Genomic DNA, 18,643 nt, shown 5'->3' with positions numbered 1-18,643 from the left:
TGTTTAAGCCAATATCTCTGCTCGATTAAAAATTTCGAATCCCAGCAATCCCGTATGCATAATGCTGTTGTGCAATCACTAAATCAGCTTGGCTTAATCCCCCCAATGCAAAGACGGGTAAATCACAGGTCTTGGCATATTCAGCAAATTTTTCCCATCCAAGTGCATTGGCTTCAGGATGGGTCTGGGTTGCAAATACTGGACTTAAAATCACAGCATCAAAACCCAATGTCTGTGCTCGCTGTAAAGATACCAGATCATGACATGCTGCTATACAACGTAGACCGATTGGTAACTGCTCGATGTGTAAATCCATCAATTGATGCTGTTTATAATGTACAGCAGCTATACTTTTTTGAAGATGTTCAGGCAACTGTTGCCATAGCTCTATATTGATGATCAAGCGAGATAAGGCATTTGCAGCTAACTGCGAAATTTGTGTTACAGCAACCTGATCTGCAGTCGTTCTAAAATAAAAAAATTGCGCGTTGTCATCTAGACTTTTTTCTATGCTCAATACTGAAAGATTGTCGGAGATTTTAATTTGATGCGCCCAGTACAAGCGTTGAATAATCGCTTGATTGGCTTTAGGGAAATTCAGCGCGAATAGTTGATCACGCCCATACCATGTCCAAGGTTTCTGAACATCATGTAAATATTGTTCAGGAACCGTGGCATGAAAAAGATGAAGAAACACTTCAACATCATCATAAACATGATGAATTACATCAAAAGCATGCCATTGCTGGATGCCAATTCCCACTTCCTCAAAGATCTCTCGACGACATGCTTCAACAGGCGTTTCCCCTGCTTCAATTTTGCCGCCAGGAAATTCATATTTATTGCCCTGATGCTGATCCGCATTGCGCCAACCGACCAACACTTTCCCACGATAAAGTAATAAAGCGATAGCCACATGAATACTGGGTTTAGACATAAAAATCGACACCTGAATTTTTAATGAATTGTAAGCAATTATAGAAATTTTATAAATGATAAAAATTATCGTTGACAGACCTATTCGATAATGATTATCATTTAAATCACTTAGACAGCACCCCACACGGAGTAACAATAATGAACGCACCTTTTAGCCTATTCACACGTAACACTGAAGCTCACCAATCTCTTCCGATGTTACATTCAAATAACTTATTTGCATTAGGGCGCGAAATTCGCATCATGCATGCTGGAGAAGAATATCGCTTACGTTTAACACGTAACAATCGTCTAATTTTGACCAAATAACTATAAAAACATTAAGTTAAAACAAAAAACGTGGGAACAAGCAGTATGAATCAGCGCATACTGCTTTTTAATTTTGTCAGCTGATTTTTAATGCTTATCTATAGATTTTTATACAACAACCTATCTCTATAAAACGATCTAATGAAATGCTAAACACTCAATAAAAATAACCGATTCAATCGTACAGCTTTAACGTAAATAAACACAAACGCTCAAACCGCCATATTCGGAAGCAGCAAACTGAATCTGTCCATGATGCAGATCGATCACCTTTTTACAAATTGATAAACCTAAGCCTGAACCTTGTGTTTTGGTCCCCAACGCTCGGTAAAAACGTTCACCTAAACGATCTAAGATGTCTTGAGGAATACCCTCACCATCATTTTGAATTTCAAAGCTATTGCTATTGTTTAAAGGTCCAATCTGAATATAAATATTGCCCTGTACTGGCGTATAACGAATCGCATTATCTACAAGATTGCGAATACAAATAAAAAGTAATTCTTCATTTACATAGACCTGAACATCTTCGCTTTGAATATGAATCTGAAGCTGCTTTTCGTCTATAAAAGGATCTAAACTATTTAACACATGCTGAGTCATTTGCTCCAGACTTATCCAAGTCTTCGGTAATTCACTGGCATCCGCTGGATCTAATCGGGCCAAAAGCAAAAGATTTTCAAGGACTAGCGTTCCTCGATTCACATCATTTTGAATACTATTGAGTTGCTGATAAATCTCAGGGACCTCGGCATATTTGCGTTGTAATAACTGCAAACGCATTTGTATCGCAGAAAGTGGCGAACGTAATTCATGTGATGCATCTGCGGTAAAGCGTTGTTCAGCAATTAAAGCTTGATCCAGTCGCGCAAGCATTTGATTGAGCTGATTGACCATCGGCTCAAGTTCTTTAAATGCAGGCTGTTGCTGAATTAAGCTGAGATCATTGGCATTTTTCTCTGCAATTTCTGTCGAAAGCAGTTGAATAGATTTAAATTGTTTTTTAACTGAGAAATGTAAAATCAACCATTGCACCAACCAGAGACTCAATAAAACCAATAAATAGCTGATAAAACTTTGCAATAAGTCTTTAAAACGGACACTTAAGGGCTGTATAACATAGACGCTTAACTGAGAATCCTGATCAATCGCTCGGTAGCTACGTAACAACTTATTCTCTGCCCAAATAAATGCATACCCATTGTCTTCACCCTTCGCCAGAAGATTGTCATGCCCCTGTTGCAAATCAAATTCAGGTGATTGGGTCAGCATCACCTCACCATTCATCAATCGATATTGAATATCAAATTCATCACTTAACTCATCCAATTGAAAACCAGACGTCGCACTTAAATCTGAGATCAGAAGCATATCTGCAACTTCATCCATGATTTCATCTTGTACGTTCATATTGTGATAAATCGAAAGGCTCACCAGAAGTACCAGCGCAAAAATACCTGCCACAATTGAACTGAGCATTGAAGTCTTAATCAGCTTAGTTTGTAGTGATACTGCCTGGGTCATATTCATCCTATTGAAATCATTAAAAGTACTCGGTGAAATACTCAATCTTGCTCTTTATTCATACGATAGCCCAAGCCACGAATTGTTTTGATCAAATGTCCACCGATCTTCTTACGCAATTGATAGATATAAACTTCAATCGCATTACTTTCAATTTCATCTCCCCAAGCATAAAGTGATTCTTCCAATTGCTCACGTGTCACAATATGTTCAGGCTTTTGCATCAATTTATATAAAATTTGAAATTCTTTTGCGGTGAGATGAACAACTTGCTGATCCTGAAATACCGTTTTCGCTTGAGTATCTAATACTAAATTTTCATATTTTATTTCATGTAAATTTGTGACTTGGGTTTGTCTGAGTTGTGCCCGTACTCGAGCAGATAATTCTTCTAAACTAAAAGGCTTTACCAAATAATCATTTGCGCCGAGATCTAAACCTTGCACACGATCTTGAATACTATCTCTTGCGGTAAGAAAAATCACTGGAATTTCTGGAAATTGACGTTTTAACAGTTTAAGAATTTCATCGCCAGTGGCTTTGGGCAAACCACGATCTAATAAGATACAGTCATATTGATGCTGTTCAATGGCTAAAATTGCATGATCACCACGTTCGACCCAATCTATATTGTAGCCATCCATTTCCAACCAAGATTTAATACTTTCAGCTTGTGAACTATCATCTTCAGCGAGCAAAATTCGCATAGACCATCTCTCTTTTAGGCAGATAAAGCCTTGATCAAAATAAAATCTGCAGTTTGTTACTATTCATACTTATTGAACATGGGTAAAGACCACATGCATACACATGTAGTCTTAGCGAATATAACGAGAATCTGCTGTGGTTTATTGTTAACAAATAAAACAATTAAAAATTCACGGCATCCACATCAATTTCTACACGTTTCGTCGGTTTATAGTCGATATCGACCTCACCAAACAATGTCACTGTAGCATTTGCCGCGATCGGTTTACCTTGCCATAATTCATCATCAATATCGACAGTAATGCTACCTGTGCTATCACGGAATTGATATTTTTCATCACCGATTGCTTTGACCACGTTGCCACGAAGCTGCACTTTAGTATCATCTTTCAATGTTAAAGCTTGTTTTACTGTGGTTAAACTTGGTGTAAGCGCTGATTGATTTACCGCTGTGTTTGCAGTAGCAAAACTTGTTAAACCAATCAAGCTTGTGGTTAAAATTGTTTTCGCAATGACGTTCATTGTTGTGTCCTCATATCGGTTCATTGTTTCGATAGAAGCATTAAAACAAACCAACATGAGGTGAATCTTAGGATTTCTTCATTTGCTATTTTAAGTCAAAATTAATTTAAAGGCACAACTCTAAGGACTTCTTCCAGCGTTGTTACGCCTTCCAATACTTTACGTGCACCAGCAATTCTTAATGGTTCAATACCCTCTTTTTTTGCCTGCATTTTTAAATCATCTAAAGTCACGCCCGCACTAATTCGCTGCTTTGCTTCAAGGCTAATCGGCATAAACTCGTAAATCCCGACACGACCTTTATAACCTGTTTGACGGCATTCCTCACACCCAACTGCTTTATATACAAAATTAGGCATTTTGGTCTGATAGCCAAATGTCAAATGCTTCCACTCTTGTTCATTGATAAAGGTTTCTTGTTTGCAATGAGGGCAAAGCTTACGCACTAAACGCTGAGCCAATACTCCCAAAATCGTTGCAGCGGTTAAAAAAGGCTGCACGCCTAAATCATGCAAACGTGTCAGACTTGATGGTGCATCATTGGTATGCAGAGTTGAGAGCACTAAATGACCCGTTAATGCTGCCTGAATCGCCATGTTGGCAGTATCTTGGTCACGAATTTCCCCGACCATAATAATATCTGGATCTTGACGCATCAACGCACGGATACCATCAGCAAAACCAAGCTCAATCCCTTGATTGACCTGCATCTGGTTAAAACTTGGCTCCAACATCTCAATCGGATCTTCAATGGTACAGACATTCACTTGTTCGGTTGCCAATTGTTTTAACGAAGAATAAAGCGTGGTGGTTTTACCTGAACCTGTGGGACCAGTCACCAAAATAATGCCATGACTATGTTGCGTTAAAGCATGCCACTGTGCCAATAAATGTTCATCAAAACCCAATTGTTGAAAACTTCGTACCAAAACTTCTGGGTCGAAAATACGCATCACTAACTTTTCACCAAAAGCAGTCGGCAATGTTGAAAGACGTAGCTCGGTTTCTTGCCCTTTCGGTGTCCGTGTTTTTAAACGCCCATCCTGCGGTTTACGTTTTTCTGCAACATTCATACGACCTAAAATTTTAATCCGTGAAATAACTGCGGTTAAGGTATTGGCTGGCATATTATAAATCGTATGCAGTACCCCATCGATACGAAAACGAATTTTGCCTTTTTCCTTACGCGGTTCTAAGTGAATATCACTCGCGCCTTGCTCAAAAGCAAACTGTAAAACCCAATCGACCAGTTTCACAATATGCTGATCATTGGCATCAGGATTCTGGGTATCACCCAATTGTAAAAGTGCTTCTACACCTTTATTTTCTTTATCATAGGCACTGGATTTTTGCGAATTGCTGACCGCTTTACTGACTTGATAATACTCAGTTAAATAGCGTTGTAATAACTCAGGATTTAATACTACTTTTTCAATTTTTTTTGGGCTTAAACTACGCTCTAAATTATGTACCCAATCCGTCATAAAAGGCTGTGCTGTACCAATCAGAATTTTATCGGCACTGACCTCAACTGCTAAAATTTTATTTCTTATTGCAAACTCTTGCGACATGACATTGGTTAGTGAAGTCACATCGGCCTTTAACGGATCAATCGTAAATGAATTGAGTTCGGCTTTTTCAGCTAACCATTCTGTCAGCGTGGTCAATGTTAGTCTTTTTATTGGGTTTTTAGCATCGACGAGCTTAAAGCTGGCAATCCATTGCAGAGGATGCCACTTCAACTGATCGCGTTGTCGATGCGTGGTTTGTACCAATAGTTTTTCACGTTCTGTAATACGACCATCTTTTAATAATTGTTCTAAACACCAAGCTGTATCGATTTCAAAATTAAATTGCATTGTTATATCCCCGAAACTCAATCTACTATAACAAAATTAATTGTTGTATTTCTTGGATTTTCTAAATTCAACAATGTATTTAACGCATGGCTAAAAAATAAACTTTTGTTTTTCTAAAACTTTGCGATACATTGAAATCATTCTATTAATTCATGGTCCTATTTGGAGAGCACTATGAATTTTATATCGCTATATCCATTTTCATTTGGCTCTTATACCGATTTCCTCACCATCATTGCGGCTGCATTGGGTTGTGGTCTACTTATCGGCCTTGAACGTGAACGAAGTCAGCAACGTGAAAATCAAAATAGTTTTGCCGGTTTAAGGTCATTTGCCATTTGCGCTTTACTAGGTGCTGTTTGTTTTTTATTTGGTCCCTATTTTGGCATTGCGGGTGCATTCATTACAGGGGGTATCGTCATTTATTCTTTAAAGAATCAAACTGATGATCCTGGTGTAACCACTGAAATTGCATTTATCCTCACTTATTTTATCGGTGGAATGTGCGTTTGGAATATTTCTTTTGCTGCAGGTTTATCGGTCATCCTCACCGTCTTGTTGATGACTAAACATTCTATGCATGGCATTGCTGGAAAATGGATTACAGAATCTGAATTTAAAGATGGAATTTTCTTACTGGCATTGTTATTAATTGCATTGCCACTGACACCAAACAAAGCTTTGTGGGGTGCTGTGCTTAACCCCTATGTTATTTTAAAATTACTCACCTTAATCTTGGCTGTGCAAGCACTTGCACATATTGCCAAACGATTATTGTCATCAAAAAATGCTATGCTGCTGTCTTCGCTTGCTTCTGGTTTTGTTTCCAGTACCGCAACCATTGCCAGCTTAGGATTAGAAGTCCGAAATGGACGTGCAGATGCCAAAGCCAATGCAGGGGCTGCATTAATGTCTTGCGTCGCGACCCTACTACAACTCATGATTATTGTAATTGGTGTCAGTATTACATGGTTCAAGCTCATTGTACTGCCCAGTCTAATCGCTATTGCGATCCTGACTATTTTTGCCTTATGGTTTATGCGTCATACACAACCGATTGAAAATAATCAGCTTGTAGATAGTCGTATGTTTAGTCTAAAAGAAGCAGCCATTATTGCAGCGTCGTTAACCTTGATTCAGGCAGGTGTATATGGGCTAAATCTTTTATTGGGTGATGCGGGTTTAATTGCAGGTACGCTTTTGGCCTCATTATTTGAAATTCATGGCGCTTTGGCCACGATTGTCATTCAGGGAGAACCGAGTAATCATATCTTATCTCTCGCCTTTGTTTTAGGTTTAGCAGCACATGCCATTGCGAAATCGATCAATGCATTTTTAAGTGGTGGCAGCCGCTATGCCTTGATCTTTGCTCCAATTCAAATTTTGCATATGACGATGTTTATCATCGTTTTTGTTTGGATTCTTCAATATTAGAAGCACTTTTTTGCAAGGATGAAAAAGTCAATCATTCCCTTCTGAATCAACGTATTTAAGATCAATTTCTCATCAACAAATACAAACTTCGCTGATCTTTATTTAGACCAGCGTCTGAATCATTCCAATCCATCAAAATATTTTACTCATCTTATTTTGTAGATAGAAAAACAACAAAGTTAAAAATCACAGCCTATTTAACAAAATCTACAACCATCTATTTCACAATAGCCTAACGATATTTGCCAAATACTTTCCAGAGATTGTTATCCGCTAAAGGATCAGCATAGCTATCATTACGTGGCTTGCGCGGCTTATCTCGGGCATCCACCAATTTAAAATCTTTTTCAGTGCTCAAGATTAAACCATTCACATAAAATCGTGTTCTCGTATATTCTCTTTGTCCATACTGAAAAATATAGGTTCTTAAATCAATGAACTCACGATGCGCAACCAAGGCTGCGGTATCATCACTGTTTAACCACTGCGACATATTTTTAATTTGGCTGGGTTCAAATTGCCCACATTTCTCAACCAGTGAAGCTATCCCACGAAAAGTTTTTGATTCTTTGGCACGGGTTTTATTAATTCGAATCCGATCTACATGAAAAAAGAACAAAGGTAAATTTAAATGGCTGGGTAATTGAGCCACATCTAAAGCCTCATCCTGCATAAAAGGTTGATACAAGGTTTGTGCCCTTTCAAGCAACCCAAGCCACTGTTTATAGTAAGCCTCTACTGCGGATTGGGTTCCATAATAAATTGGCAAACCTTCAACATTGCTCAAGTCTACAGGCGGCCAAATATTTTGGCGTAATAATGCAATATCACTTTTCAAGCTTTGTATGGCAATCGCATCTTGCATTATCTACTCCTTGAGTATTTATTAAGCTTAGGCTATTTGAGTATGCTATAGTTATATCAATGAAACAAGTCTATGAAAAGGAATGATAATGTCCGAAAATAATGATTTTTTTGAAGAAACTGAAGAAGTTGAATCTGACGAATACTTTTATGAGCGTGCTGATGAATTTATTGCTCTCGCCAATCAATTTGCAGATCAAAATCAACAAGTTTCACACCTAACAGCACATCCTGGAAAGATCAGTGCTTCATTTATGTATGCCAATGCCCGTTATAGTATTTGGCATGCAGCTTGTGCCTACAATCAAGCACCAGATTTTAAAGCGGATCGCCAAGTCATCTTAGACTATTATGTGGAACAATTTAAACTCATGCTTGAAGATCATCTCGATGAATATCAAGAAAATTTTGACAGCTATTTTGCAAATTCAGATACAGAAGAAGTAAAGCGTTTCGTTTAACTCTTGGATTGCCTATAATAGCCCACCAATGAAATACGCTATGTGGAAAAGTCATGTCTCAAAAAATCGATGCTACTGATGTCACCGAAGAAGAAGCTTTAAATGCTGTTTTTTTTGAGCGTGCGGATGAGTTTATCAAACAAGCCAATGAGTTTTGCCGCCCAGCGAAAGGACAGCAACCTAAGCCAGAAGAACTTCGTGGACAAGTCAGCTCAGCAATGCTCTTCGCTACTGCACGTTTTAATACCTGGGTTGCTGCAAACACCTTTAAAGATGGTGATGAAATGCGTGACGCCAAAGAACAAGTCATGTCTTATATATTGCAACAATTCCAAATGATGCTTGAAGACAATTATGATGAGTATTGTGAGCAGTTTGAAAATTATCTCCGTTTCCGTAAAAACGAAGATTTTCATACCCACAAACATGATCAAGATGGCCATGATCATCAACACTGATTGAGATAAATCATCTTAGATTGATCTAAGCATTGATAAAATAGCCTCTTCAATGAGGTTATTTTTTTATAACAATCTTTCGGCAGTCATCCCTAAAACAATAAAATCAACTGATCCTCCCAATGACCTTATCCCATAAATTTACCAAGTGACAATATTCACCTTTTATAAAATTCATGTATTGTATTTTGATAATAAATAACAATTTGGACGTTATATGCAAGATTTGAATTTTCCAATCATTGACCCACATATTCACCAGTGGGATCCCTACAACACCCCTCATGCAGCAGCATTTGCGGTAAAGCTTTTGGGCAAGCGCCCATTCCTACTCGATAAAATGGTGCGTTTAGTCAAAACCAAAGATTTGATTGAAACGGTTGGACTGACGGAACACATTACCCGCCCCTATTTACCACAAGACTATAAACATGATCTTGGCTCATATACGGTCGAACAAGTGGTGCATATTGAAGCCAGTTGGGCAAAAAATAAAGGCAAAGGTGTCGTAGGTGAAACAGAATTTATTGAATCCTTACCCTTTAATGAAAACACCGTAAAGCTCGGTGGCATCGTGGCTACCGCAGACCCTTGTGATCCTAATTTCAAGAAGATTTTAAAGTTACACCAAAAAGCATCTAAACGTTTGCGCGGTATACGCCGCATGGCTGCCTTTCATGAAGATAAAGGCGTGCATAATTGGACAGATATCCCGCACCTGTATACCGAGAAAAAGTTCTTAAAAGGCTTTGAACAACTCGCGCAACATAATCTGAGTTTTGATGCTTGGGTGTATTCTCATCAAATTCCCGATGTAATTGAGCTGGCAAAAAAGTTCCCAGAAACCTCGATTGTTTTAGACCACTTTGGTACACCAGCAGGTCTGTTTGGTAAAATTGGACAAAATACAGGCTTGTCTAAAACAGCGCGTGAAAATATTTTTTATCAGTGGCAAGACGCTATTGCTGAATTATCCGCTTATCCAAATGTATATACCAAAATGTCTGGTCTATTTATGCCAGTGCTTGGTCATCAATTTTATAAGAAAAAACAACTGGCTTCTAAACAACAAATCATTGATCTTGTTGCACCACTGATTCTGCATGCTTTAGAAAGTTTTGGCACCTATCGGGTGATGTTTGCTTCTAATTTCCCAATGGATCGGGTCAATACCAGTCTAGTGAATATCATTGATGCGTTTAGTGATATCGTGATGCAATATGATGAAAATGCACTGGAAAAGATCTTCCACCATAATGCCAAACAATTCTATCGTTTGTAATTTTACAAGATAAAAGAGGTGTTTATTTAAACACCTCTTTAAACTTATTTACCGATACACATAATTTTTAAGTATAGAGGTTTAATTGAACTGCGAAAGAAAGGCTTGAATTGCATGTCGTGCAATTTCAGCATCTTCAAATGATTTCACTCCAGAAATACCCACGGCACCAACCAACTGACCTTGATACAAAATAGGCTCACCACCTTCCAACATCCCTGAACCGCTCTGCATGGTTAAAAATCCCATTTGACCATTTTTGATAAGTGTCTCATATGATCCCGACGGTCTACGACTTAATGCAGAGCATCTGGCTTTGTCCAAACAGAATTTCGACGTCAATGCAGAAGCGCCGTCCATACGCTTCATTGCCAATAAATTGCCCGTTTCATCAACGATAGCAATACTGACATTAAAAGCATGATCAATTGCATATTGATGTGCTTTATTCAATAAAAACTCTGCATCAGATAAGGTTAAATAGTGTTTGGTTTGCATATTTTCTTCCTGAATTATAATGTCTAAAATCACAAAAAAGCCTGTAGTCTAAGGACTACAGGCTTTTATTCTAAATCAAACTTGATTCAAAAAGACTGTCCATTCTGCTCATTTATTCAAGCAATCGAAGTGGTCTTAAATCCCCTTAAGCTTGCATTTCAGCAAAGACTTGTTTGGCCATATCAATGGTAAACTGAATATCTTCATCACTGTGTGCAGCTGAAATAAAGCCTGCCTCAAATGCAGATGGAGCAAGGTTTACACCACGATTTAACATCCCATGGAAGAATTTACGGAATGCTTCAATATCGCATTTTAAAATATGGTCAAAACTGCTAATTTCGATTTGATCAGTAAAGTAAAGACCAAACAAACCACCAGCTTGTTGAGTAAAGAATGGGATTCCAGCTTCATCTGCAGCCGCTTGTAGACCTTGTAATAATTGATCTAATTTTGCAGACAAATCGGTGTAGAAGTTAGGTTGGCGAAGGGTTTCAAACATTTTGATCCCTGCTCGCATAGCCAAAGGATTACCCGACAAGGTTCCTGCTTGGTAAACCCCGCCTAAAGGCGCGATACATTCCATGATTTCACGTTTTCCACCAAATGCACCAACTGGTAATCCAGCACCAATGATTTTACCCAAAGTCGTTAAATCAGGTTTTACATTATAATATGCTTGCGCACCACCGAGTGCTACACGGAAACCTGTCATCACTTCATCAATAATAAATACTGATTTGTATTGATCACATTGCTCACGAATCGTTTCTAAGAAACCTTTGATTGGTTTAACCAGATTCATATTTCCAGCAACAGGTTCAACAATTACCCCTGCAATCTCTTGACCATATTTCGCAAAACAAGCTTTAACAGCTTCAATATCATTATATGGCAAGGTCACCGTATGCTTGGCAAAATCAGCAGGTACACCCTTTGATGTTGGCTCACCCATGGTCAACATGCCTGAACCCGCTTTAACCAATAAAGAATCTGAATGTCCGTGATAGCAACCTTCAAATTTCACAATCATGTCACGACCTGTATAACCACGCGCCAAACGAATAGCCGTCATGGTTGCTTCAGTACCTGAGTTGGTCATACGAACCAATTCAATTGATGGCATGATTTCACAGATCAAATCAGCCAGTGTGGTTTCATGTACTGTCGGTGCACCAAAGCTTAAACCATCAACTGCTGCTTCTTGTACTGCTTGGATAATATCCGGATGTGCATGACCTAAAATCATCGGCCCCCAAGAACCCACATAGTCCACATAGCGCTTGCCATCGACATCGTATAAATAAGCACCTTTGGCTTTTTCGATAAATACTGGCGTACCACCCACCCCATTAAACGCTCGTACTGGAGAATTCACTCCACCTGGAATATGTTTACTGGCTTGTTTAAACAATTGCTCTTGTTTTGGAGATAGGCTCATAAATCGACTCAATCCTGTAGAATACTAAAATTTCAAAATGATATAAAAAATCACGATACAAATTAAGATTTTGCAGTTTCTGCAAATAACTGTGCCCAAGCTGCGATACGGGCAGGAATATTTTCAACTGATAAAGCTAATATATCACTAATCACAGCGCAAAGGTCAGCACCAGCCTCAATCACAGCTTGAGAATTTTCAACTGTTAAACCGCCAATAGCACAAATAGGTAAATCAAACTTTTCAGATGCCTGCTGTAATGTTGCTAGGCCAATATTACCTGCTTCAGGTTTGGTCGATGTTGCATAAATTGCGCCAAAGGCCACATAGCTTGCCCCTTCAGCGATTGCTTTTTCAGCCAACTCAATTGAGTTTAAGCAAGTCCGCCCAATGATGACACCTTGTGGTAAACGTTGCACTGCATCTGAAATTTCACCATCAGACTGCCCAAGATGAACACCTAAACTAAATTGTTCAGCTAAATCTAAATCATCATTAATCAAAAATGGTGTCTGATACTTTTCACACAATTGCTTGATCTGCTTCACTTCATTGGCTTGGTCAGATTGAGCTACTTTTTTACGGCGATACTGAAGAATAGCGACTTGCTTAGTGCTTAAAGCAGCTTCGAGTTTTTCTAATAATAATTGGATTGGATCGTCGTTGGTAATCAGGTAAAGACCGCGCATTCAATATTCTCAAACAATCAAATAAATGGATTATAAGCAAGTTTTCTCAGCGAAGACGTGACAAAAACAAAAAAGCTTAGAAATCTCTAAGCTTTTTTGTTTAATTTATTACCTTACTGACAAGATTAGCTCTCAATTTTATCTAGACTACGGTCTTTTAAACTTAAATTGCCACGTACAATATCGGAAAGCATACGCCAGTCCGAAATAAAACTATAAAGTGGTTGCTTAAAACTTGCTGGCTTATTTTTCTCAAATACAAAATGCCCCACCCAAGCACACGCATAGCCTGAAAGCAGTCCATAGACCACGTATTTTGCTTTACGTTGACGAATTGCTTTGCTAAAGAAATAAATACCGACACTACTTCCAGCTGCATGCAAACGGCGACTCATCATGCTACGGTGTTCAGTTAAATAAAAACGATAAAATTCTGAATAGTTTTTAATTGGTAATTCAAACTTAGGGTTTTGCTCTAATTCCGATTTAGGCTCAACATACGCGTTCATGATCAATCATCCTGTTTTATTTTTAATCAGCTTAGTTTATTTTATGCTGCAATAACAGCCAAATTCAATATTAAGTCTGTTGACAATTCATCTATATTTGCGACTTCAAGTATTGCCTAGACCATACAAGTCACGAAATAGGAAATTTTGTCATTCTAAATATTTAATTAGTAACGATATAGCGGTAAAAAATACTCAAATGGCATGCTATACAAGTCTTCTGATGACACATTTTAAGTTACAATGCCAGATTAAACATTCAAGAATGTTTAACTCTCTAATAACCATGATTAACACTTAGGACCCTCACATGCTTGAAGTTGAATTAAAGTTTCAAATTCCGGAAGCCCGCCGCAATGCACTCCTCAAAGCATTAGATCCTAAAAAATCCCAAATTATTCAATTACAAGCAAAATACTACGACACACTTGATCGTCAGATGTCCCAACACGGCGCTGCACTACGTCAACGCTTAGAAGGAACGCGTTGGGTACAAACATTAAAAGCCGCCACCAAAAGCCATTTACAACGCTTTGAAGACAATATTGATTTAGGTGAACTTGCTGAAGCCCCACATTTAGATCTTGATATTTACCAGAATAAACCCGAAGCACTTGCTGTTTTAAAAAATGCATTGGGGGATAAATTTGACGAACTTCAATTACAATTTGAAACTGACATCCAACGTACCATCCGTGTGATTCAGTTTGAAGATGCTGAAATTGAAATCAGCCTCGATATTGGTGAAGTCAGAACTGAAACCGCCAAACAAGAAATTCATGAAGTAGAATTTGAGTTAAAAAGTGGCTCAATTCAATCACTTTTAGCCTTTAGTTTTGAATGGGTTAAAAAGTATCACTTATGGCTCGATGTACGTAGCAAAGCTGAGTTTGGACACTTATTGACTGTGGATCAAAAAGTCAGTCCAGCACAGCTCAGCAAAGAAACCATTTTAAATAAAAAAGACACTGCAGATAAAAATTTACGTGTGCTTATTGCCAGTCAATTACAACATTTATTGCCAAATATTGCCGCGATTTCTGCACAGGTTGCCCAGCCTGAACATATTATTCAAGCACAGACTGCCCTACACCATTTACATTTAAGTCTTTCTCTGTTTAAAGATTGGACAGATACCAAAACGGATAAATGGTCACATCAACTTTCAGCGTTTGAGAGTCACTTTAAAAACTTACAGCATTTTGAACATATGCAACGCACATTAGGTGCGTTACTGCAAAATCCGAAAACGGCGCAAAGTTTAGATCGGGATATTTTGTATGCCAATGAAAAACTCATCAATTTGGTCAAATCGACTCAAAATGTGCAGCACTATTTAGAATTACTCATGTTCAGTTTAGGACAGTCTGCGAAAGCGCCAACCCATGACTTAAAATGGTTTGCGCAAAATACATTGCAAAATCAGTATCGACAACTACAAGAAAGTTTAAATGAAGCCGATCTATCTGACCTTGAAAGTTTAGAAGCGCTGGCTCAGCATTTAAATGAATTAAAATTTAGCTTTCCAATCCTAACCAATATCTATGATGTTAAAAACTTACAAAAATATGCGAAATCTTTAAATGATGCTCAACAAGCTTGTGAGCAATATCAAGTGCTTGCTTCATCATCATCTTACCTACAACAAACCGACCTAGAAGCCAGTGATTGGTTTGCCTTAGGCTGGCTTACCGCAAAACAAGAAGCTTATGCGGAAAAACTGCTTGAAGCGACGGAACAGTTCTTGGTTAGCCGTAAGTTTTTAAAATAAATCAGCAGCGAGAAGAGATGGTTTTATTGAATAAAATCATCTCTTTAAATACTGCATAAAATTGAATATTTGTAGTCGCGTGAGTATTCACGTTGCGAATTTGTAATCATTCATTAAAAACTCAAAAAAAACAATTTATCGGATTAAAATCGAGAAAATAAGAATGGAACGATAAGCATGTTTGAAATTGAATTGAAATTCCAAATACCTGAAGAAAAGCAAGAAATGCTCATCAAGGCGTTTCAAAGAAAAGATACCAATATTCAGCACTTACAAGCCAAATACTATGATACGGCACAATTTATTTTGTCTGAGCATTCCATTTCGCTTCGTCAATGCCTTGAAGATGATCAAGAAAAGCAGCAATGGGTACAAACCCTCAAACTTCCAACAGAACAAAGGCTTAAACGTGCTGAATTTGAGGAAAATATCGAAAGCGCGGAAACAGGATTAGATCTAAAAAATTATCTCAGCAATAAGCATATTGCTAAAAATATTAAACACTTATTAGAGCAACATAAAGACGGATTAGAAGTTCAGTTTCAAACAGACATCGAAAGAAAGCTCAGCTTATTTAAATTTCAAAATAGTGAAATTGAAGTCAGTTATGATCATGGTCATATCATCGCCCTTCAACAGCGTCTCGCATTACGTGAATTAGAATTTGAACTGAAACAAGGCACTGTTCAAGATCTCATTTCTTTTATCTTACCTCGGATGAAACGCTATAACTTATGGCTTGATACCCGTAGCAAAGCACAGCAAGGTTTTCAGCTTGCACAAAACTCTCCAGACAATCCCGTACAGTTGCAAACGCCACTTGTTCTTGATTCAAAGGATCATCCTGAGAATGCATTAAAAAAGATCGTGAATAATTGTCTATCTCATCTACTCCCCAACACTACAGCAATTGCATCTGGAAACTTTAATTCCAAACATATCCATCAGGCACGTGTGGCAATTCGTCGCTTAAGAAGTGCTTTAAAAACCTTTTCAAATTGGTCTTTGCATATCGATCCCACTTGGCAAACACAGTTAACCGAACTATTTAGACAACTCGGTTCTGCTCGTGATTTAGATATGATTCGAGAGGAGTTATTACCTCAGCTTGAGGCTGCTGGTGCACCTAAGTTTAAACTTCCAGAACCACAAGATGTCGATTCGCAAAAATTAACCAAACTGTTTAGATCTTTTAATTTTAATTATTTGGTCCTATCCTTAATTCAATTTATTGCCCAAGAATCAAGTGAAAAATCTCAAATAGCTGTACATAAAGCAGCATTTAAAAAAGTTAGACAATTACATAGCAAAATTCAAACTGACGCAGAAAACTATTTAAATTTAGACATCGAAGCACGGCACCGTACTCGTAAAAACTTAAAGCGTTTGCGTTATAGTATTGAGTTTGTTGCATCATTATCGGATAAAAGCCAAGTCAAAAAATATTTAAAAGCTATAAAGCCTGCTCAAGAAAGTTTAGGTCTCTACAATGACCTGATTGTTGCTGAAGATGTGTTAAAAAAATTGGTAAAAACAGAACCCCAAGTCTGGTTTGCTTTGGGCTGGATTGCCGCAGAACAGCAACGGCTTTTGCTGAAATCACAACAAGATTTGCTGCAGTTTGCCAAGACAGCCGTTTTAGAGTAATTGTAGCTACTATCCTGCTCTTTAAACCGAGATGATCCGATCACAGCGGACAAAAGCGCATAAATTTTACGGAGGATATGGAATCACGTTTTCAATAATTGAACGACTCAATGCCCTGAATCAGGATCGCTTCTTCTGCACAGCTAAATTTAATATTAAATTGCCCAAAACGCATTCCATAAATACGCGCATCATCATGCTGATAAGCTGGTCGAGGATCTAAAGCCAGTACCGACTCAAGTTCAGCGATATATTTTGGGTCCATGTCAGCTGTTTGAAGAAATTTACTTTTTAATTGCTGAGCATGCTCAGACCAAATAACCTGTTTACGAACAGGCTCATGCTGGGCATAACCACTTTGCGCCGCATCCACAGCATCAGAATAATGAATATAAGGTTTAATATCGATAATCGGCGTACCATCTAAAAGGTCACTGCCTGTCACATATACACGAACTGCATTCCCCTCTTTTTTGACAGCTTTAAGTTGTACTACAGATAAACCGATCGGTGCTGGGCGATACATACTGCGTGTTGCAAATACACCGATTTTTTTATTTCCACCTAAACGTGGCGGCCTCACTTGAGGACGGAACTTATCTTTATCTTGTTGATTTTTATTGCCATGAAACTGCCAGATCAACCATAAATGACTAAATTCTTCGATTCCCTCAAATGCTTCTAAGACATTGTAGGGTGCATGCATTTCGATAAAAGACTCCACCTGAACCAGATTTGGTTGTCGAGGAATACCAAATTTTTCAACATAAGGAGAACGCATAATCCCAATAATCGGGAGACTTAACTCAGTCATAATCATTTTTTCTGATAAGTTCAATTAAATATATTCAGTTTATCGAGAATGATTTTAGATTAGAATAGCAGGCTGTTCTAATTTGATAATTTATTGAGACCTTTAATGGCTGCTTTCAACGTCGAAAAGATTACTCACGTACACCACTGGAATGACACTCTATTCAGTTTTAAGACCACACGTGATACTGCATTACGTTTTAAAAATGGTCAATTTGTGATGATTGGTCTTGAAGTCAATGGTAAGCCTTTAATGCGAGCATATTCTATTGCAAGCGCTAACTACGAAGAAGAATTAGAGTTTTTCTCAATTAAAGTGCCTGATGGTCCTTTAACTTCTATTTTGCAAAAAGTAAAAGTTGGTGATGAAATTCTAATTTCTAAAAAACCTACAGGTACTTTAGTGCTTGATGATTTGAATCCGGGTAAAAACTTATACCTTCTTTCATCGGGTACAGGGCTAGCACCATTCTTATCAACGATTCGTGATCCAGAAACCTATGAGCGTTTTGAGAAAGTCATCGTGGTACATGGTACACGCTTTATTTCTGAATTGGCTTACCAAGACCTGATTCTCAATGAACTTCCAAACAATGAGTTTTTTGAAGAGCTGGGTATTAAAGACAAATTGGTTTACTACCCAACTGTAACCCGTGAAGATTTCCATACCCAAGGTCGTGTAACTACTGCGATTGAATCTGGTGCATTATTTGAAAAAATTGGCTTACCACGTTTTAATCCTGAAACTGACCGCGCAATGCTTTGTGGTAGCCCAGCATTCCTTGACGATGTTGTCGAGCTGCTTGACCAACACGGTCTGAAAGAATCCCCTAAAATGGGTGTTTTAGGCGACTACGTGATTGAACGAGCTTTTGTTGAAAAATAATTTATTTTTCAAGCAGCGTTAAATTGAAA

Annotated in this window: 19 protein-coding genes; 8 read left to right on the top strand and 11 right to left on the bottom strand. The window is 38.0% G+C overall.

The genetic code is table 11. From position 1 onward, the window contains the following. Positions 1 to 25 precede the first annotated feature (25 nt). The gene (locus FHR28_RS20675; RefSeq protein ID WP_154130671.1) at positions 26 to 937 is read right to left on the bottom strand and encodes an NUDIX domain-containing protein; all 912 of its coding nucleotides are present in this window, start codon (positions 935 to 937) and stop codon (positions 26 to 28) included. Between the two features lie 140 nt (positions 938 to 1,077). Between FHR28_RS20675 and hemP the strand changes: the two genes are divergently transcribed. Further along, a complete protein-coding gene (gene hemP / locus FHR28_RS20670; protein ID WP_004721884.1) occupies positions 1,078 to 1,248 on the top strand; it encodes a hemin uptake protein HemP in 171 nt (56 codons plus the stop codon). A 189-nt stretch (positions 1,249 to 1,437) separates the two neighbouring features. Here hemP and FHR28_RS20665 read toward each other — a convergent pair whose 3' ends face one another. From FHR28_RS20665 to FHR28_RS20650, 4 genes are all read right to left on the bottom strand, one after another. Beyond that, positions 1,438 to 2,772, bottom strand: a complete 1,335-nt coding sequence (locus tag FHR28_RS20665; protein ID WP_154130670.1) for a sensor histidine kinase — start codon at positions 2,770 to 2,772, stop codon at positions 1,438 to 1,440. A gap of 41 nt (positions 2,773 to 2,813) precedes the next feature. Then, positions 2,814 to 3,479, bottom strand: a complete 666-nt coding sequence (locus FHR28_RS20660) for a response regulator transcription factor (protein ID WP_004721888.1) — start codon at positions 3,477 to 3,479, stop codon at positions 2,814 to 2,816. A gap of 163 nt (positions 3,480 to 3,642) precedes the next feature. Next, positions 3,643 to 4,002: a NirD/YgiW/YdeI family stress tolerance protein gene (locus tag FHR28_RS20655; RefSeq protein ID WP_004721890.1), complete on the bottom strand. Its 360-nt coding sequence runs from the start codon at positions 4,000 to 4,002 to the stop codon at positions 3,643 to 3,645. Positions 4,003 to 4,103: 101 nt separating this feature from the next. Then, positions 4,104 to 5,861, bottom strand: coding sequence for a GspE/PulE family protein (locus FHR28_RS20650; protein WP_166783446.1), 1,758 nt, complete (start codon positions 5,859 to 5,861; stop codon positions 4,104 to 4,106). 174 nt (positions 5,862 to 6,035) lie between these two features. On the opposite strand from FHR28_RS20650, the gene FHR28_RS20645 reads away from it, so the two are divergent. Beyond that, positions 6,036 to 7,295: an MgtC/SapB family protein gene (locus tag FHR28_RS20645; RefSeq protein WP_166783445.1), complete on the top strand. Its 1,260-nt coding sequence runs from the start codon at positions 6,036 to 6,038 to the stop codon at positions 7,293 to 7,295. Between the two features lie 232 nt (positions 7,296 to 7,527). On the opposite strand, the gene FHR28_RS20640 is transcribed toward FHR28_RS20645, so the two are convergent. Further along, positions 7,528 to 8,160, bottom strand: coding sequence for a hypothetical protein (locus FHR28_RS20640; protein ID WP_166783444.1), 633 nt, complete (start codon positions 8,158 to 8,160; stop codon positions 7,528 to 7,530). A gap of 88 nt (positions 8,161 to 8,248) precedes the next feature. Here FHR28_RS20640 and FHR28_RS20635 point away from each other — a divergent pair, with 88 nt between their 5' ends. The 3 genes from FHR28_RS20635 (at position 8,249) to FHR28_RS20625 (ending at position 10,360) form a co-directional block, all read left to right on the top strand. Beyond that, positions 8,249 to 8,620, top strand: coding sequence for a DUF3144 domain-containing protein (locus FHR28_RS20635; protein ID WP_056516013.1), 372 nt, complete (start codon positions 8,249 to 8,251; stop codon positions 8,618 to 8,620). 53 nt (positions 8,621 to 8,673) lie between these two features. Further along, a complete protein-coding gene (locus FHR28_RS20630) occupies positions 8,674 to 9,078 on the top strand; it encodes a DUF3144 domain-containing protein (RefSeq protein ID WP_004721896.1) in 405 nt (134 codons plus the stop codon). Positions 9,079 to 9,295: 217 nt separating this feature from the next. Next, entirely contained in the window at positions 9,296 to 10,360 is a 1,065-nt protein-coding gene (locus FHR28_RS20625) for an amidohydrolase family protein (RefSeq protein WP_166783443.1), read from the top strand. 81 nt (positions 10,361 to 10,441) lie between these two features. Here FHR28_RS20625 and FHR28_RS20620 read toward each other — a convergent pair whose 3' ends face one another. The 4 genes from FHR28_RS20620 to FHR28_RS20605 form a co-directional block, all read right to left on the bottom strand. Beyond that, complete coding sequence (locus tag FHR28_RS20620) at positions 10,442 to 10,858, bottom strand: GlcG/HbpS family heme-binding protein (RefSeq protein ID WP_034612206.1); 417 nt, start codon at positions 10,856 to 10,858, stop codon at positions 10,442 to 10,444. Between the two features lie 145 nt (positions 10,859 to 11,003). After that, the gene (gene hemL, locus FHR28_RS20615) at positions 11,004 to 12,299 is read right to left on the bottom strand and encodes a glutamate-1-semialdehyde 2,1-aminomutase (protein WP_166783442.1); all 1,296 of its coding nucleotides are present in this window, start codon (positions 12,297 to 12,299) and stop codon (positions 11,004 to 11,006) included. Between the two features lie 62 nt (positions 12,300 to 12,361). Then, on the bottom strand, positions 12,362 to 12,988 hold the full coding sequence (thiE, locus tag FHR28_RS20610) for a thiamine phosphate synthase (RefSeq protein WP_056516021.1): 627 nt from the start codon (positions 12,986 to 12,988) through the stop codon (positions 12,362 to 12,364). Positions 12,989 to 13,113: 125 nt separating this feature from the next. Next, the gene (locus FHR28_RS20605; protein WP_004721901.1) at positions 13,114 to 13,497 is read right to left on the bottom strand and encodes a DUF962 domain-containing protein; all 384 of its coding nucleotides are present in this window, start codon (positions 13,495 to 13,497) and stop codon (positions 13,114 to 13,116) included. Between the two features lie 310 nt (positions 13,498 to 13,807). Between FHR28_RS20605 and FHR28_RS20600 the strand changes: the two genes are divergently transcribed. Both FHR28_RS20600 and FHR28_RS20595 read left to right on the top strand, forming a co-directional pair. Beyond that, positions 13,808 to 15,268: a CYTH domain-containing protein gene (locus tag FHR28_RS20600; RefSeq protein ID WP_166783441.1), complete on the top strand. Its 1,461-nt coding sequence runs from the start codon at positions 13,808 to 13,810 to the stop codon at positions 15,266 to 15,268. 177 nt (positions 15,269 to 15,445) lie between these two features. Next, positions 15,446 to 16,915: a CHAD domain-containing protein gene (locus FHR28_RS20595; protein WP_166783440.1), complete on the top strand. Its 1,470-nt coding sequence runs from the start codon at positions 15,446 to 15,448 to the stop codon at positions 16,913 to 16,915. A 91-nt stretch (positions 16,916 to 17,006) separates the two neighbouring features. Here the strand turns inward: FHR28_RS20595 and tsaA are convergent, their stop codons facing one another. Then, positions 17,007 to 17,735 (bottom strand): tRNA (N6-threonylcarbamoyladenosine(37)-N6)-methyltransferase TrmO, encoded by a 729-nt coding sequence (gene tsaA, locus FHR28_RS20590; protein ID WP_056516030.1) that lies wholly within the window; start codon positions 17,733 to 17,735, stop codon positions 17,007 to 17,009. Positions 17,736 to 17,834: 99 nt separating this feature from the next. On the opposite strand from tsaA, the gene FHR28_RS20585 reads away from it, so the two are divergent. Then, positions 17,835 to 18,614 carry a ferredoxin--NADP reductase gene (locus tag FHR28_RS20585; protein WP_004721908.1) on the top strand — a complete coding sequence of 260 codons (780 nt, stop codon included), beginning with the start codon at positions 17,835 to 17,837 and terminating at the stop codon, positions 18,612 to 18,614. Positions 18,615 to 18,643 lie beyond the last annotated feature (29 nt).

This window comes from Acinetobacter sp. BIGb0196 (genome assembly GCF_011759595.1).
GTDB classification, from domain to species: Bacteria; Pseudomonadota; Gammaproteobacteria; order Pseudomonadales; family Moraxellaceae; genus Acinetobacter; species Acinetobacter guillouiae.
Note: the sequence above shows the minus strand (reverse complement) of the source record. Positions and strands in the feature narration are given on the sequence as shown.